Source organism: Streptosporangium sp. LJ11 (genome assembly GCF_051918945.1).
Taxonomy (GTDB): Bacteria; Actinomycetota; Actinomycetes; order Streptosporangiales; family Streptosporangiaceae; genus Streptosporangium.
In genome coordinates this window covers 56,788-72,156 of sequence record NZ_JBPXMB010000007.1, presented here as the reverse complement: position 1 = coordinate 72,156, position 15,369 = coordinate 56,788, and the positions used below count along the sequence as shown (strand labels likewise).

The 15,369-nt window shown below is 69.3% G+C and carries 14 protein-coding genes; 9 read left to right on the top strand and 5 right to left on the bottom strand.

Annotated features, from left to right (window positions below):
- Position 1 precedes the first annotated feature (1 nt).
- Positions 2-1,300 carry a hypothetical protein gene (locus ACTOQ3_RS12530; RefSeq protein WP_440083554.1) on the bottom strand — a complete coding sequence of 433 codons (1,299 nt, stop codon included), beginning with the start codon at positions 1,298-1,300 and terminating at the stop codon, positions 2-4.
- Between the two features lie 201 nt (positions 1,301-1,501).
- Between ACTOQ3_RS12530 and ACTOQ3_RS12525 the strand changes: the two genes are divergently transcribed.
- From ACTOQ3_RS12525 to ACTOQ3_RS12515, 3 genes are read left to right on the top strand one after another with little or no spacing between them, the layout of a single operon-like run.
- Positions 1,502-1,849, top strand: coding sequence for a bifunctional 3-phenylpropionate/cinnamic acid dioxygenase ferredoxin subunit (locus tag ACTOQ3_RS12525; protein ID WP_440083553.1), 348 nt, complete (start codon positions 1,502-1,504; stop codon positions 1,847-1,849).
- Positions 1,850-1,880: 31 nt separating this feature from the next.
- A complete protein-coding gene (locus ACTOQ3_RS12520) occupies positions 1,881-3,011 on the top strand; it encodes an aromatic ring-hydroxylating oxygenase subunit alpha (RefSeq protein WP_440083552.1) in 1,131 nt (376 codons plus the stop codon).
- Positions 3,012-3,062: 51 nt separating this feature from the next.
- Positions 3,063-5,372: an FdhF/YdeP family oxidoreductase gene (locus tag ACTOQ3_RS12515; protein ID WP_440083551.1), complete on the top strand. Its 2,310-nt coding sequence runs from the start codon at positions 3,063-3,065 to the stop codon at positions 5,370-5,372.
- A gap of 9 nt (positions 5,373-5,381) precedes the next feature.
- Here ACTOQ3_RS12515 and ACTOQ3_RS12510 read toward each other — a convergent pair whose 3' ends face one another.
- Both ACTOQ3_RS12510 and ACTOQ3_RS12505 read right to left on the bottom strand, forming a co-directional pair.
- A complete protein-coding gene (locus tag ACTOQ3_RS12510) occupies positions 5,382-5,600 on the bottom strand; it encodes a DUF397 domain-containing protein (RefSeq protein WP_440083550.1) in 219 nt (72 codons plus the stop codon).
- Positions 5,591-6,016: a Scr1 family TA system antitoxin-like transcriptional regulator gene (locus tag ACTOQ3_RS12505; RefSeq protein WP_440083549.1), complete on the bottom strand. Its 426-nt coding sequence runs from the start codon at positions 6,014-6,016 to the stop codon at positions 5,591-5,593. Before ACTOQ3_RS12505 ends, ACTOQ3_RS12510 begins: the two co-directional genes overlap by 10 nt.
- Before the next feature lie 56 nt (positions 6,017-6,072).
- On the opposite strand from ACTOQ3_RS12505, the gene ACTOQ3_RS12500 reads away from it, so the two are divergent.
- The 3 genes from ACTOQ3_RS12500 to ACTOQ3_RS12490 all read left to right on the top strand — a co-directional run bounded on the left by ACTOQ3_RS12500 (position 6,073) and on the right by ACTOQ3_RS12490 (position 9,400).
- Positions 6,073-6,546 carry an ATP-binding protein gene (locus ACTOQ3_RS12500; RefSeq protein ID WP_440083548.1) on the top strand — a complete coding sequence of 158 codons (474 nt, stop codon included), beginning with the start codon at positions 6,073-6,075 and terminating at the stop codon, positions 6,544-6,546.
- A gap of 123 nt (positions 6,547-6,669) precedes the next feature.
- The gene (locus tag ACTOQ3_RS12495) at positions 6,670-7,740 is read left to right on the top strand and encodes a sigma-70 family RNA polymerase sigma factor (RefSeq protein ID WP_440083547.1); all 1,071 of its coding nucleotides are present in this window, start codon (positions 6,670-6,672) and stop codon (positions 7,738-7,740) included.
- 226 nt (positions 7,741-7,966) lie between these two features.
- Positions 7,967-9,400, top strand: coding sequence for a DHA2 family efflux MFS transporter permease subunit (locus tag ACTOQ3_RS12490; RefSeq protein WP_440083546.1), 1,434 nt, complete (start codon positions 7,967-7,969; stop codon positions 9,398-9,400).
- A gap of 226 nt (positions 9,401-9,626) precedes the next feature.
- Here ACTOQ3_RS12490 and ACTOQ3_RS12485 read toward each other — a convergent pair whose 3' ends face one another.
- Entirely contained in the window at positions 9,627-10,442 is an 816-nt protein-coding gene (locus ACTOQ3_RS12485; RefSeq protein WP_440083545.1) for a hypothetical protein, read from the bottom strand.
- Positions 10,443-11,441: 999 nt separating this feature from the next.
- Between ACTOQ3_RS12485 and nadE the strand changes: the two genes are divergently transcribed.
- A complete protein-coding gene (gene nadE, locus ACTOQ3_RS12480; RefSeq protein ID WP_440083544.1) occupies positions 11,442-12,329 on the top strand; it encodes an ammonia-dependent NAD(+) synthetase in 888 nt (295 codons plus the stop codon).
- 190 nt (positions 12,330-12,519) lie between these two features.
- Positions 12,520-13,488: an SDR family NAD(P)-dependent oxidoreductase gene (locus ACTOQ3_RS12475; protein WP_440083543.1), complete on the top strand. Its 969-nt coding sequence runs from the start codon at positions 12,520-12,522 to the stop codon at positions 13,486-13,488.
- Between the two features lie 197 nt (positions 13,489-13,685).
- Here ACTOQ3_RS12475 and ACTOQ3_RS12470 read toward each other — a convergent pair whose 3' ends face one another.
- Positions 13,686-14,519 (bottom strand): alpha/beta fold hydrolase, encoded by an 834-nt coding sequence (locus ACTOQ3_RS12470; RefSeq protein WP_440083542.1) that lies wholly within the window; start codon positions 14,517-14,519, stop codon positions 13,686-13,688.
- 75 nt (positions 14,520-14,594) lie between these two features.
- Between ACTOQ3_RS12470 and ACTOQ3_RS12465 the strand changes: the two genes are divergently transcribed.
- The gene (locus ACTOQ3_RS12465; RefSeq protein ID WP_440083541.1) at positions 14,595-15,200 is read left to right on the top strand and encodes a hypothetical protein; all 606 of its coding nucleotides are present in this window, start codon (positions 14,595-14,597) and stop codon (positions 15,198-15,200) included.
- The last annotated feature ends 169 nt before the right edge of the window (positions 15,201-15,369 follow it).

Below are 15,369 nucleotides of genomic sequence, written 5' to 3'. Positions count from 1 at the left end.
TTCAGCCGCCCGTGGGCAGGAGGTCGAGCGTGCGGGTGAGGGCGGCGCGGCCGGCGCGCAGGGCGGCGGCCGGGTCGGTCCCGGCCGGTCCCTGCCAGCGGAGATAGACCATGGTGGAGCCGTGGCGCACCGCCACGGCGACGTGCGCCACGGAGTCGCGATAAGTGGGCCGGGGCGGCAGGTCGGGGCGCCGTACGGCGAAAGTCTCGATCTCGCCCGTCCAGGGCCCCCTGGCGAAGGGGACGAGATGGGGACCGACACTGTAGGACCTCGGGTCCTCGGAGTCGCAGGGCTTCTCCTCGCTATCGGTTGGGAAGCCCGATCCGCGCCAGATGAGCGGCCGGACGCGGGCCTCCTCGGCGCTTCGCTCGTCGGCCAGGAACAGCACGTCCTCGCGGACGGAGATCGCACCGATCAGGCGGCGCGTGACGGCCGGAGCGCCGCCGTGCACGTTCTCGTCGAAAGCCGCCGCGCAGACCAGGTCATGAGTGAGACCGACGGGGTCGGGCCACGGCTTCATGTCCTTGCCGTAGACGGAGGGCGGGGGCAGGGCCGCGGCCATCGCGGCCGAGGCCGCCCGCGAGCCGGCGCCGGTCGGTGCGGGTGCGGCGGGGGCGCCCCCCACGGCGGCCAGCACGGACGCCGCCGCCGCGGTGCCCTCGTGCAGCGGTCGCGGGTCCGGTCTGCCGCCCGCCTCGAACGGCCAGGCCCACGACACCTCGGCCAGCAGCGCGCCATGTGTGGCCACGATCGTCGCACTGGCGCCCGAGTCGCCTTCTTCCGTGAAGTACTCCGTGGTGACCAGGGCCCGCAGCCCGCGCCATCCCCCGCGGTCGAAGTCGCCCACGTCACTGATCGCGTAGTCGCGACGGTCGCACTTCCCGGCGCCTCGCCGGGTCGCCGAGATCAGGCGGCTCGCCTGATCGGGCGAGGTGATCCAGAACCGAACCACCAGCGGCTCGGGCACCTCCGGAGCGCGCAACTGGGCGGTGTAGGCGGGCACGCCCTCGGGTGGCAGCCGTGCCTCGATGCCCCGCTCCCGCTTCGGCCAGCACCAGTGCAGGAGGGGGGTGCCCAGGTTCGTGGCGAAGGGGGCGAAGGTGAGGTCCGCCAGAGGGCTCTCGAAGACGTCGTCCCTCAGGCGGCCCCGCAGCCGCTCGGCGATCTCCTCCACGGAGGTCGCCGCGTTCGCGGGCATCGGCAGCGCGGGCGTCTTCAGCTGGTCGAAGCCGCCAAGGACGAACAACAGGGTGACGGCCGCGATCGCGACGCGCGGCCCATGACGCCTGGAAAGATCCACAAAGGACATGGTGCCGTACACCCGGCCAAGGAGCGTTTTCCGGCTCTCCCCGGAACCGCAGGGCCTCCCGGCCCCGTCCGCGAAACCCCGCGTGACCATGGGGGAGACCCCGGTGCCGACCCTTGACATCGAGATTCCCTGGGGTCACGCTGTTGCGTATAGCGCCGACTGTTCCGCCTTCCGAAACTGGGGTTTATCGCGATGATCCCTGCCTGTCCCCTCGCGGCCCTACCGCCAGGTGAGGCCCACCGGCTCGACGTCGACCCGCCCATCGCCGTCTTCCACACCGAGGACGGCGAGATCTACGCCGTGGACGACACCTGCACCCACCAGGACGCCTCTCTTTCCGACGGGTGGCTGGAGGGCTGCGAGATCGAGTGCCCGCTGCACGCGTCGAGCTTCGACCTGCGGACGGGACGGCCGAGCTCTCCTCCCGCCAAGCTGCCGCTGCGCACCCACCGGGTGGTGGTCGAGGACGGCACCGTCTACGTCATCCCCGCGGAGGAGCCCCCGAACCTGCCGCCCGGCGTCCGCGCGAGCACCGCGTGAGGATTCGAGCACCGCGTGAAGAGGAGCGATCGTGACCGCGAGAAGCCTGCCCCCCAGCGTGATCGCCACCCTGCCAGGCGGCTACTACACCGACGAGATCATCTTCGCCCTGGAGCAGGCCCGCGTCTTCGAGACGATGTGGTTCTGCGTCGCCCGCGCGTCCGACCTCGGCAAGCCGGGGGCCTTCCGGACCGTCCAGGTGGGCCGCGAGAGCGTCCTCGTCAACCGGGCCAGGGACGGCTCGATCCGGGCCTTCCTCAACGTGTGCCGCCACCGGGGCGCCCGGATACGGACCGAGGAGTCCGGCGAGGTCAAGCGGTCCTTCCAGTGCCCGTACCACGCGTGGACCTACGACCTCGAGGGCAAGCTGATCGCCGCGCCGAACCTCACCAAGATGCCCGACATCGACCGGGTGGAGTACGGGCTGATCAACGTGCACGTGCGCGAGTGGATCGGGTACGTGTGGGTGTGCCTCGCCGACGAGCCGCCGTCGTTCGAGGCGGACGTGATCGCCGAGGCGACGCACCGGCTGGGCGACGAGAGGTCCATCGAGAACTACGACATCGCCAACCTCCGGGTGGGCCGCAGGATCGTCTACGACGTGAAGGCGAACTGGAAGCTCATCGTCGAGAACTTCATGGAGTGCTACCACTGCGCCACCATCCACCCCGAGCTCACCGAGGTGCTGCCGGAGTTCGCCGACGGGTACGCGGCGCAGTCCTTCGTCGGGCACGGCGCGGAGTTCGGCGAGGAGATCCGGGGGTTCACCGTCGACGGCTCCGAGGGGGTGGACCGCATCCCCGGGGTGGGCGAGGACCAGGACCGCCGCTACTACGCGATCACCATCAAGCCGCAGGTCTTCGTCAACCTCGTGCCCGACCACGTGATCCTGCACCGGATGTTCCCGCTGGCGGCCGACCGGACGATCGTGGAGTGCGACTGGCTCTTCCTCGGCGACGTCGTGGACTCGGGCAGGGACCTCGGCCCGTCCGTCGAGCTCTTCCACCGCGTCAACGTGCAGGACTTCGAGGCCTGCGAGCGGTGCCAGCCCGCGATGAACTCCCGGGCGTACGCTCAAGGTGGGGTCCTGGTGCCCAGCGAGCACCACATCGGGGCCTTCCACGACTGGGTGCTCGACAAGCTGGGAACCGGGCCCGGCTGAGCGCCTGTATTGTGCGCTCTCGAAGGTGACCGGCCGGAAGGAGGCGCGAGGATGGCCAGGAAGGCCCCGCGCGACGACGTCAACGAGGACGGCCTCGAGGTCGGCCCGCCCAAGGAGTGGGCCGCCGGCATCCCGGGGGTGACCCGGTCGCTGGTGGCCGCGAACGCCCAGATGGGCGTCGGCCGCACCCTGCGCACCCTGGCCGTGGTCAACCAGAAGGAGGGCTTCGACTGCCCCGGCTGCGCCTGGCCCGAGGGCGGGCACCGCAGCCCGGCCGAGTTCTGCGAGAACGGCGCCAAGGCGGTGGCCGAGGAGGCCACCGTCCGCAGGGTCACCCGCGACTTCTTCGCCCGGCACACCGTGGACGACCTGGCCCGGCACACCGACTACTGGCTCGGCCAGCAGGGACGCCTCACCGAGCCGATGCACCGGCCCGAGGGCTCCGACCACTACGTGCCGGTGAGCTGGGACGACGCGTTCGCCATCGTCGCCCGTGAGCTGCGCGCCCTCGACAGCCCCGACGAGGCGCTGTTCTACACCTCAGGGCGCACCTCCAACGAGGCCGCGTTCGCGTACCAGCTCCTGGTGCGCAGATTCGGCACCAACAACCTGCCCGACTGCTCCAACATGTGCCACGAGTCCAGCGGCTCGGCGCTCAACGAGACGCTCGGCATCGGCAAGGGCACGGTCTCGCTGGAGGATCTTTACCAGGCCGACCTCGTCTTCGTGGTCGGCCAGAACCCCGGCACCAACCACCCGCGCATGCTGTCGGCGCTGGAGCGGGCCAAGCGCGGCGGCGCCCGGATCATCGCGGTCAACCCGCTGCCCGAGGCCGGGCTGCTCCGCTTCAAGAACCCGCAGAAGGCCTCCGGCCTGGTGGGCAGGGGCACCACGCTGGCCGACCGGTTCCTGCAGATCCGCCTCAACGGCGACCTCGCGCTCTTCCAGGCCATGTCGCTGCTCCTGCTCGAAGCCGAGGACGCCGCCCCCGGCACCGTGGTCGACCGCGCCTTCGTCGAGACCCACACCCACGGCTTCGACAAGTGGGCCGAGGACCTGCGCTCCCTGGACTGGGCGGAGGTCGAGGAGGCGACCGGCCTGGACCGCCCGGCCGTCGAGGACGCCGTACGGGAGGTGCTCGGCGCGAAGTCGGTCATCGTGTGCTGGGCGATGGGGCTCACCCAGCACAAGAACTCCGTCGCCACCATCAGAGAGGTCGTCAACTTCCTGCTGCTGCGCGGCAACGTGGGCCGCCCGGGGGCGGGCGTGTGCCCGGTGCGCGGCCACTCCAACGTCCAGGGCGACCGCACCATGGGCATCAACGAGAGGCCCCCGGCGTGGTTCCTCGACGCCCTGCGCGACGAGTTCGGCTTCGAACCGCCCCGCGACCACGGCCTCGACACCGTGGAGGCGATCCGCGCGCTGCGGTCGGAGCGGGCGAAGGTCTTCGTCGCGATGGGCGGCAACTTCGTGGCCGCGACCCCCGACACGGCGGTGACCGAGGAGGCGATGCGCCGGGCCCGGCTGACAGTGCAGGTGTCGACCAAGCTCAACCGCTCCCACGCCGTGTGCGGGCGGGAGGCGCTCATCCTCCCCACTCTGGGACGCACCGAGCGCGATGTCGCGCCCGGCGCCCGCGCGGGCCGCTTCGTCACGGTCGAGGACTCCATGGGCATGGTCCACGCCTCGCGGGGCAACCTGCCGCCCGCCTCCGGCGACCTGCTCTCCGAGGTGGACATCGTCCGCCGCCTGGCGACGGAGCTGTTCGGCGCCGACCCGCACGTGCCCTGGGAGCAGTTCGCCGACTACGACGTGATCCGCCACCGCATCTCCCGGGTGGTCCCCGGGTTCGAGGACTTCAACCTGCGCGCCCGCCTCTCGGGCGGTTTCACGCTGCCCAACGCGCCCCGCGACGAGCGCCGCTTCCCGACCGCGACGGGGAAGGCCAACTTCACCGTCAACCCCCTGGAGGTGCTGCGGGTCCCGCCGGGGCGGCTGCTGCTCCAGACGGTCCGCAGCCACGACCAGTACAACACCACGATCTACGGCATGGACGACCGCTACCGGGGCATCCGCAACGGCCGCCGGGTGGTCTTCGTGCACGCCGACGACCTGGCCGAGCAGGGTCTGGCCGACGGCGACATGGTGGACCTGGTCAGCGAGTGGCCCGACGGCGAACGCAGGGCGGAGTCCTTCCGCGCGGTCGCCTATCCCACCGCGCGCGGCTGCTGCGCCGCGTACTTCCCGGAGACCAACGTGCTGGTGCCGCTGGACTCGGTCGCGGAGACCTCCAACACGCCCACGTCCAAGAGCGTCGTGGTCAGACTCGTCGGCCGCTCCCCGTCCCTGGACGGTTCCTGACGCGCGGCCTCAGCCGACGCCGAACTCGCCGGCCTTCACGTGGTTGAGGAAAGTGGTCCATGCGGTGGGGGTGAGGAGGAGTTTGGGGCCGTCGGGGTCCTTGGAGTCGCGTACGGCGATCAGGTCGGGGTGGCCGGTGGCGTCTTTGAGCTTCGCGACCTCGACGCAGTCGCCGCCGTTGTCTCCGGAGAAGCTTGATTTGATCCACGTGACGTTATTCAGGTCCACTTTTCCTCTACCGCCCTTTGGATGAGCTCGATGGACATGCTTAGCGGCAGCGCTTCGGTCCGGATGGCCTCAAAACGCTCCACGGCCGCCGTGACGTCTTCCTGATCGCTTGTGATGAGACCGCGCACGGTCGTCTCCGCATACAGTACGTCGCCTCCTCCGTCCAGCGTCGCGATTACGAACTCCGGGCTGGCCGGGAGTTGCCCCGTCTCCACTCCGCTGATCAGGGACTCGCTGAAGTGGATCCGCTCGGCCAGCTGGCCCTGGGTGAGGCCCGCCGCCTTCCGGTAGTAGCGCAGCTCCCTGCCCCAGATCGCCTGAGGCGTATAGAGATTGGAGATGATGCCCTCCTTGTCGGAGTCAACAAAAGGTCCGCGAACTCCAGCCCACAGTTTTCGTAACCGTTCCGCTACCAAGAGTGGTGATGCCTGGGCACGCTGAACATACGAAATCCGAGGCGGAGAGAGAAAACATGGAAGAGGCACTCAAGGCGAGCGCGGTGCTGACCGAATATCGCTGCACGATGAATCCCGGACTTTCCCCGCTGGGGGAGAAGTGGATACCGCGCGAACCGAGAAGCGTCGCGTCCGCCCGCCGGTTCGTGCGCGACGTCGCCACCGACTGGAAGGCGTCGGGGGACACCCCGGAAATCGCCGAACTCCTGGCCTCGGAACTCGTCACCAACGTGCTGGCGTACGGCTCGCCGGACGTTCCCGCCGTGAGCCCCGTCCGCGTCACGGTCGGCAGGGAGAGGGAGTCGCTGACCGTGGACGTTCACGACACGTGCATCGCGGTCCCGCGCCTGGGACGGGCCGGCGGCCTGGAGATCTCCGGCCCGTCTCAGGCATGGTCTCGCCATCGTCCAGGACCTCTCCCGCAACTGGGGCTGGAGACCCTCACCCCCCGCGGCAAGTCCGTCTGGTTCCAGCTGACGGCCTGGCCATGAAACGAAGGGCGAACCGGCCGAGCAGCCGGCACGGAGATGGCGGAAACTGAACACGAGCCGACCATTTTCCGACACCGGCGGTGTCCATCCATCCGAGAGGACCATCGGAGAGAAGGAGCCAACATGCGAGGGATCCCGCCGGTCGGGGAAACCGATGCCCCGGCCCGTGACCGGCGCTCGGCCGAGGATCTGCTGGCGCTGGCGCGGAGAGGAGACGGTGAGGCGTTCCGCGGGCTCGTCGAGCCGTACCGACGTGAGCTCCAGGTGCACTGCTACCGCATCCTCGGCTCGGTGCAGGACGCCGAAGACCTGCTGCAGGAGACGTTGCTGGCGGCATGGCGCGGGATCGGCGGCTACGAGGAACGCGCGTCGGTACGGACGTGGCTCTACCGGATCGCGACCAACCGCTGCCTCAACGCACTGCGGGCCGGTGCCCGCCGTCCGCGCGAATACGCGGCCTACCGATCGGAGGTCCCGTTACCCGAGCCGTCGCACCGCCGAGCGGAACCGAGCTGGCTGGAGCCCTACCCCGACGCGCTGCTCGACGAGATCGCCGACCACATGCCCGGGCCGGAGGCGCGGTACGAGGTCAGGGAGTCGGTGTCGCTGGCGTTCCTGGCGGCGCTGCAGCAATTGCCGCCGAGACAACGTGCCGTGTTGGTGCTGCGGGACGTACTGGGACTCCGGGCCGCCGAGGTGGCGAGCATCCTCGACACGACCGAGAACGCGGTGACCAGCGCGCTGAGACGAGCACGGGGCACGCTGGCGAACGAGCTACCGGATCCCGATCGGGAGAGCGCTCCGCTACCGAACTCGCCACAGGAACGCCGGATCGTGGACGGTTTCACCCGTGCCTTCGAGGCCGGAGACGTCGATGCGGTCGTGGCCATGCTGACGAACGAAGCGTGGCTGACCATGCCGCCACTGCCACTGGAATACCAGGGCCCAGAGGCCGTCCGGCACTTCCTGGCCACGGTCGCGCTGCGCGACGGGCGCCGATACGTGCTGATTCCGACGCGGGCGAACGGCCAGCCGGCGTTCGGCTGTTACCTGCGTGACCCGCGGACACCGATCCTGCACGCACACGGAGTGTTCGTGCTGACCCTGACCGGCGACCGGATCGCCGCGCTGACACGATTCGTGGACAACTCGCTTCTGACGGTATTCGGACTCCCACGGTCGCTGCGCGCCTGATCGGCCGCGTACGGACCGGAGGTCCGACGCAGGTGTCCGGCGGCGCGTGCAAAAACCATGCGTGAAAAGCCATGCATGAAAAATGCCATGAGTAAAAGACCATATGCGAAAAATAATGCGTGGAAAGAGGCGGCAGATCTTCAGGACTTCCAGCGCACTGTATCCGCCCGCGCATCCGTAGAAAATCCGAGCAGAAGGAGAAACGGTGAGTACCGACGGGGGACGGATGACGTCCGAGCAGGCATGGGTGTTGGGGCTTGCCTCACTGGCGTCGTTCATGATGGCCCTGGACAGCCTGATCGTGACGACGGCACTGAGCACGATCCGGCAGGAACTGACGGCATCGGTCGAATCACTTGAGTGGACCGTCAACGCGTACAACCTGACGTTCGCGGTGCTGCTGCTGACCGGAGCGGCACTGGGTGACCGGTTCGGCCGGCGCCGGATGTTCGTCGTCGGGCTGGCGGTGTTCACCATCGCGTCGGTGGCCTGCGCGCTGTCCCCGGACATCGGCACTCTGATCATGTCCAGGGCGGTGCAGGGGGCCGGTGCCGCGATGGTGCTGCCACTGTCGCTCACCCTGATCAGCGCGATGTTTCCGCCGCACCAGCGAGGTAAGGCGATGGGGCTGTACCTGGGCATCACCGGCCTGGCGACGTTCGGCGGCCCGTTCATCGGTGGCGTCGTCGCCGAAGGACTGGCCTGGCAGTGGATCTTCTGGCTGAACCTGCCCGTCGGGGTGATCACGATCATGCTTGCGGCGCGGTGCGTCGACGAGAGCGTCGGCCCGAACAACCGGTTCGACCTGGGAGGGGTCGTGCTCGTGACCTTGGGCGCGTTCGGCGTCGTCTGGGGTCTGGTCCGCGGGAACGTGGCGGGCTGGGGCAGCGCGGAAGTATTGAGCGCGCTGGTACTGGGCGTCGCGCTGGTGGTCGCCTTCGTGCTCTGGGAACACCGCACGAAGGCGCCGATGCTGCCGATGCGGTTCTTCCGGCTGAGGGCGTTCGCCACGGCCAATCCGGCGAACTTCCTCGTGTTCGCCTCGCTGTACGGCACGCTGTTCTTTCTCGCGCAGTACTTCCAGACCGCACTCGGTGAAGGGCCGCTCGGTGCCGGTTTGCGGCTGATGCCGTGGACCGCGACGCTGATGGTGTGCGCACCGATCGCCGGCAGATTGGCAGACAGGGTCGGCGAGCGGAATTTCGTGGTCGGCGGGCTGCTGCTCCAGACCGTCGGCATGAGCTGGATCGCCATGGTCGCCGATACCGACACGGGCTATCTCGAACTGCTGCCTGCGCTGATCATTGGCGGGGTCGGACTGACCATGGCCATGCCCGCGGCGCAGAAGTCGGTGGTCGGAGCGGTGCGACCACAGGAGATCGGCCAGGCGTCCGGCGCGTTCATGATGCTACGAATCCTGGGAGGGGTGTTCGGTGTCGCGGTCACGGTCGCCGTCTTCGCGGGTGCCGGGGGCTACGCGTCAGCCGAGGAGTTCAGTGCGGGCTTCACCGCGGCGATGGCCGCGGTCGCCATGTACGCGTTCGTCGGCATGCTCGTCGCACTCGGCATGCCGGGCAGGCGAGCGGCTGCCACGGCCGTGCCACCGCAGGCGGCGGGTGCCGTACCTCAGGGTGAAGGTGTTCCCGGCCCGTCGAGGTGAAGCCCGCACCGAACTCCTCGGCTGACACCCGTCACCACCGCCGAGACGGCGCTCGGCCTGCGCGGGCTGCCGGGTGAGCCCGAGCTGCGAAGGCGCTCTTGGCCGGTGTCGGATCCGCAGGACTTCACGCCGTCGGCGAAGGCGTCCCGCTCGCGGCAGGGCTACGGCGGAGCCCCTCCACCGGCGCGGGTGAAGGGGCTCCTGTCAGGGGCCCTGCGTCAGGGGGTCAGCCCGGAGGGAAGTTGCCGTTCTTGGCGACGGGCAGGGCCAGCTGGCTGGCACCGCTGAGGACGGCCGGCTCGATCGGGAGACCGGCGAGGACGGGGTTGATGTGCCGCAGGGTCAGCGAGACCGCGGGCAGGGCCGGCGTGACGATGTCGAACTTCTCCAGGTCGATCCACCGGACGATTTTGAGCACCTCGTCCGGGATGTTGTCGCCGGCCTTCTGCACCGGGACGCACAGCTGGCGGGCGTTGAGGACCTGCGCGCCGTGCGTGGGGATGATCGGGGTCAGGACGGGGTTGAGCTGGCGCAGGGACAACTGCTGGTTCAGCGAGGTGTTGGGGGTGATGCCGTAGCACTTGAGGTCGATGTGGCGGACGAGTGACAGCACCTCGGCGGGTGGGAGCACGTTGTTCTTGATGACCGGCACGCACAGCTGCTGCGGGGTGTTGAGGGAGATCTGCGTGCGCGGCAGGCTTTGGAACAGCGGGTTGAGGTGGCTGAGCACGAGGCCCGTGGTCACCGTGGTGCCGGAGATCTTATAGCAGGCCAGGTCGATGTACCTGATGAAGTTGAGCGCGGGTGACGGCGGCGTCTGGTTGTTCTTGGCGACCGGGACGCACAGCTGCTCACGCTGGCCGAGGGTGACGGTCTCGATCGGCAGGGAGCCGAGCACGGGGTTGATGTGCCGCAGCGTGAGCGTGGTGGCGGGCGGCTGGTACGGGCTCGTCTTGAAGCATTCGAGGTCGAGGAAGGCGGTCAGATCCTTCGGCGTCGGCAGCGCGAGGGCGCTGGCGGGCGGCACACAGAGGAATGCCACGGCGAGTATCGCAACGACGGCGGATGCGAGGCGCCGGAACATCGTTTTTCTACGCCCGTGAATTCCGGTTACGGCTCGGTCCATTGTGGCTCCAAAATCTGGGGGGCGGGCCTTCTCAACGCCGAGTGTGTGCCGCCGCGACCGTACTTTCAATATTTTTGACACTTTTTGTTGCACATAAAATTCGGGCCGACGGGCCGGGGATTTATCATCGGGTATAAAAGCGTTGTCGGCTCGCCGGTAATCGGAACGAAGCGGCTTTGTCTGGGCTCTGCCAACCTGATGGTGCGGGCCGCGGGAAACCTGTATGGGATGGGTTGACCCGGGAGCGGAATCACGGTAAAGAGGAAGTCCGGCGCCCTGACCGGAGAGCCTTCTTTCGCCGCGACCCTGCCGCCGAATGGCTGAAGTCGAGAGGGAGAGGGTCAGGGACCCTCCTTTCCGGAACGAAATCCTTCCCGGTGGAAGTTCGCGGGCCGAAGCCGGTCCGAACGTCGCCGGTTCTTCCTCGAACGAAAACAAGGTTTACGTCAGGTTCGAACTTCGGAACGGCGCGCCGGAGCCTTTCCAGTCGTGAGGCCGGATATGGCAGGGGATCCGCGTTTCGATTCCGGGCTCATATCCATTGCTCGGGACTTCCCGGGAAGTGCGAATCTTTCGGCCTGGGAAAAAGGGGGACCTCCGGCTCCCGGACGGCTTCGCGCTGCCCAACGGCTCGCCGGACGTTCCCGCCGCGAGTCCCGTCCGCGTCAGGGCGGGCCGGGAGAGGGAGCTGCTGATCGTGGACGTCCACGACACGTGCATCGCGGTCCCGCGCCTGGGACGGGCCGGCGACCTGGAGATCTCCGGCCCGTCTCAGGCACGGTCTCGCCATCGTCCAGGCCCCCTCCCGCAACTGGGGCTGGACCCTCACCCCCCCCGCGGCGAGTCCGTCTGGTTCCAGCCGACGGCCTGGCCATAGGTTTTCTACGGTTTGATTCCGGCCAGTACAGTACGTGGATGGCGAACCTACGAGAGCAGATTCTCGCCGAACTCGGCGTCAAGGCGACCATCGTTCCCAAGGTTGAGATCCGGCAGCGGGTCGGCTTTCTCAAGGACTACCTGCGGGCGACCCCGGCCAAGGGGTACGTGCTCGGGATCAGCGGCGGCCAGGACAGCACGCTGACCGGCAGGTTGTGCCAGCTCGCCGCCGAGGAACTGCGTGCCGAGGGGCACGGGGCCACCTTCGTCGCGATGCGGCTGCCCTACGGCGTGCAGGCCGACGAGCACGACGCGCAGATCGCGCTGGAGTTCATCCGGCCCGACCGGTCGATCGCGGTGAACGTCAAGCCGGGCGCGGACGCCGTCGCCGCCGAGACGGCGCTCGGCCTGCGCGGGCTGCCGGGTGAGCCCGAGCTGCGGGACTTCGTGCGCGGCAACCTCAAGGCCCGCGAACGCATGGTGATCCAGTTCGCGATCGCCGGGCAGCTGAGCCTGCTCGTCGTGGGCACCGACCACGCGGCCGAGGCGGTGACCGGCTTCTTCACCAAGTACGGCGACGGCGGTGTCGACATCACCCCGCTGACCGGACTGACCAAGCGTCAGGGAGCCGCCCTGCTGCAGGAGCTCGGCGCGCCACCGAGCACCTGGGAGAAGGTGCCGACCGCCGACCTCGAGGACGACCGGCCCGCACTGCCCGACGAGGTGGCACTCGGCCTGACGTACACCCAGATCGACGACTATCTGGAAGGCGTCGACGTCGCGCCGGACGTGGCGGCGAAGGTGGAGTCGCTCTACCTCGCGACCCGGCACAAGCGGGCCGTTCCGGTCAGCCCGCTCGACGACTGGTGGCGGGCCGAGAGCGCGTCCCCCACGGCTGCTGGTCACCCTTCCCCCGTCGGTCGCTGATCGAGCGCGTGACCGCCGTCGCCGGAGGGCTCGAAGGTCGTGCACCTGCGGCATCCCCGGCGCTCCGGACCGGATGCGCCGACGGTGGCGACGAGCTCGCCGCCATGGGAGCGGGCGGGGGCGGAGCCGGTCATGGCGCGGCGCGTATGTCTTTGACCTGGACCGTGGTCCAGGATCTAGCTTTCTGTCCATGACAACGCCTCAACGCGGAATCGGTTCCGGCTTCGGTGCCCGCAGCACCGCGGACGATGTCCTGCACGGGATCGACCTGTCCGGGAAAATCGCTGTCGTCACCGGCGGCTACTCGGGACTCGGCCTGGAGACGACCCGCGCGCTGGCACGTGCCGGAGCGCGCGTCGTCGTCCCCGCCCGGCGACGGACGGCCGCTCAGGAGGCGGTCGAGGGAATCGACGGTGTGGAGGTCGACGACCTTGATCTGGCCGACCTCGGCAGTGTCCGCGGATTCGCCGAGCGCTTCCTGGCATCGGGCCGGGACATCGACATCGTGATCAACAACGCCGGGGTCATGGCCTGCCCCGAGACGCGGGTGGGCCCGGGGTGGGAGGCGCAGTTCGCCGTCAACCACCTCGGCCACTACGCGCTCGTCAACCGGCTCTGGCCGGCGATCGCACGCGGTGGCGGGGCGCGGGTGGTGGCCGTGTCCTCCGGCGCCCACGCGATCACGGGCATCCGCTGGGACGACGTGCAGTTCGAGCATGGATACGACAGGTGGCAGGCTTACGGGCAGGCGAAGACGGCGAACGTGTTGTTCGCGGCCCGGCTCGACGCGCTCGGCCGTGACGTCGGGGTGAGGGCGTTCTCGGTACATCCCGGCAGTATCCTCACCCCGTTGCAGCGCCATCTCCCGAAGGAGGAGATGGTCGCCGCGGGGTGGATCGACGAGAACGGCGACCTGGCCGATCCCACCTTCAAGACGCCCGAGCAGGGCGCGGCGACGCAGGTGTGGGCGGCGACCTTCCCGCGGTTGGCGGGTATGGGTGGCGTGTACTGCGAGGACTGCGACATCGCGGAGCCGGCCGGCGACGACGGCCAGGGCGGTGGGGTGCGCGGCCATGCGACCGACCCCGACCAGGCCGCGCGCCTGTGGGCGCTGTCGGCCGGCCTCACCGGCGTCAACGCGTTCGTGTCCACGACCTAGCCCTGTTCTCCGTACATCGCGGTGGTCGAGGCATCCGGCATGGCCGGCCGGTCGTGGCTGCCCGGAACGACGGTTCGCGGGACTCGGGAGACAGCGAGCGTGATGGGCCGCTCCGGGCGCGGAGAAGGCATGGGGCCAGGAGGAACGGAACGTCGAACCGGATCGGTGTCGTTCCGGATCCGGGGGTGAGGAGGTCCTCAGCCGAGGAACGCCGCGGTGGTCGCCACGAACCGACCGGCGTCGTCGAGCCAGGGGCGGTGGCCCGCCCCCGACTGCACCACGAGCGTGGCGTCGGGGAACAGCCCGGCGAACTCGGACGCCGACCGAGGGGGACTGTTCACGTCGAACTCCCCGGTGAGCAGCAGTACGGGAGCCTCGCAGGCGGCGAGGGCCGCACGGGTGCTCTCCGGGTGGAAGGCGCCCTCGGCCGCGAAGAGGGCGACAGCCTCTTCGTTGCCCGGCCGGCTGGAGGCATGGTGCTTCTGGGCCGCCGCGTCCCACCGGCCGTGGAAGAAGGGGGCGACGGCCTCCCAGTCGTCGCCGGTGCCCTCGGTGATCGCCTCCAGGGCGGCGAACGCCGCCGGGAACCACGGCTCGTCCTCGCGAAGCCGGGCGATCTCGCGTCGCGTCTCCCCGGTGATCGCTATCCCGACGGCCCGGGTGCCGGGGCCGATCAGGGCGAGCCTGCCGACGCGGTGCGGGTGGCGGGCCGCGTACTGCGTCGCGATGTTCGTGCCGGCGGAGTGGCCGAGCAGGTCCATCCGGGCGAGCCCGAGGTGGTCGCGAAGCGCCTCGACGTCGTCGGTCAGACGGTCGCAGCGGTAGGAGGCGATGTCCTCGGGGATCGCGGACCGGCCGGTGCCGCGCGGGTCCAGGAGGATCAGCCGGCGGTGCGCGGACAGGCCGCCGAGATCGCCGAGATAGGCGGAGTCCGTGGGACCTCCGGGGAGGCAGACGACCGGGTCGCCGCCTCCGTCTCCGGCGACGCGGTAGGCGAGCAGGGTTCCGTCAGGTGCGGAGAAGGTGGGCATGACGCGAATCGTGTCACTTATAACCTGGTTATACAACCGGGTTATAGCTGCGGGGCCGGGGTGTATAACCGAGCTATGGCAGGTGAAGAGGACGCCCACCGGAGTTCCGTGACGCTGACCGAGGAGCAGGCCAGGAGGATGCTCGCCGACGTGAACGACGTCATCCGCGCGGGGGAGGAGATGCGGAGGCTGCGCGCCGAAATGATCAAGATCTTCGTCGGCTACGGCTGGACCCAGGACAAGATCGCCCGGCTCACCGACATGAGCCAGCCCGCCGTCTCCAAGCAGGTGACGAAGTGCAGGGCGGACGACCCGTTCCCCTCGGTGGATCTCTCCCTCGACCAGCGCGACGTCCCCTGGCTCGAAGGACGCCTGTGGGGTCTCGCCGAGGAGATCTCCGAGACCTTCGACGGCACCGCCCGCTGCACGCGCCACGTCAACGCCATCGCCCGGGGAAGGAAGCGCTTCGACCCCCAGCATGTCGACGAGCTGAGACGCCTCGTCGAAGAGGACCTGAGGCTGCACCGGGCGGAGATGCCCGGCGACTACCGGGACGCCTACAACGAGATCAGCCGTGGTCTCGACGTCCCCTCGAAGGTCACCGCCACCACCGCGCCGGCCTCCGTGCGCCGCGCCCTCGCCTGCCGGATCCAGCGTGACCGGCTCGGGGGCGACGCCTGAGTCTGCGCCCAGGCGTGTGACCCGTCGGCGGGGAGCGGAACGCCGCGCTGAGCTCACATGCGCGTGTGCAGCTTTGTTGCAGCTTCCGTCCTCGCCATTGACGCCTTTTGACGGCCGACGTTATGGTCCAAGAGGCAGGAAAGCGCTTTCCGTGCCACCTTGTATGGAT

Bases quoted from the DNA above. Each gene is read 5' to 3' on its own strand.
- ACTOQ3_RS12525 (WP_440083553.1), top strand. From the start codon at position 1,502: ATGATCCCTGCCTGTCCCCTCGCGGCCCTACCGCCAGGTGAGGCCCAC.
- ACTOQ3_RS12515 (WP_440083551.1), top strand. From the start codon at position 3,063: ATGGCCAGGAAGGCCCCGCGCGACGACGTCAACGAGGACGGCCTCGAG.
- ACTOQ3_RS12500 (WP_440083548.1), top strand. From the start codon at position 6,073: ATGGAAGAGGCACTCAAGGCGAGCGCGGTGCTGACCGAATATCGCTGC.
- ACTOQ3_RS12495 (WP_440083547.1), top strand. From the start codon at position 6,670: ATGCGAGGGATCCCGCCGGTCGGGGAAACCGATGCCCCGGCCCGTGAC.
- ACTOQ3_RS12490 (WP_440083546.1), top strand. From the start codon at position 7,967: ATGACGTCCGAGCAGGCATGGGTGTTGGGGCTTGCCTCACTGGCGTCG.
- nadE (WP_440083544.1), top strand. From the start codon at position 11,442: ATGGCGAACCTACGAGAGCAGATTCTCGCCGAACTCGGCGTCAAGGCG.
- ACTOQ3_RS12475 (WP_440083543.1), top strand. From the start codon at position 12,520: ATGACAACGCCTCAACGCGGAATCGGTTCCGGCTTCGGTGCCCGCAGC.
- ACTOQ3_RS12470 (WP_440083542.1), bottom strand. From the start codon at position 14,519: ATGCCCACCTTCTCCGCACCTGACGGAACCCTGCTCGCCTACCGCGTC.
- ACTOQ3_RS12465 (WP_440083541.1), top strand. From the start codon at position 14,595: ATGGCAGGTGAAGAGGACGCCCACCGGAGTTCCGTGACGCTGACCGAG.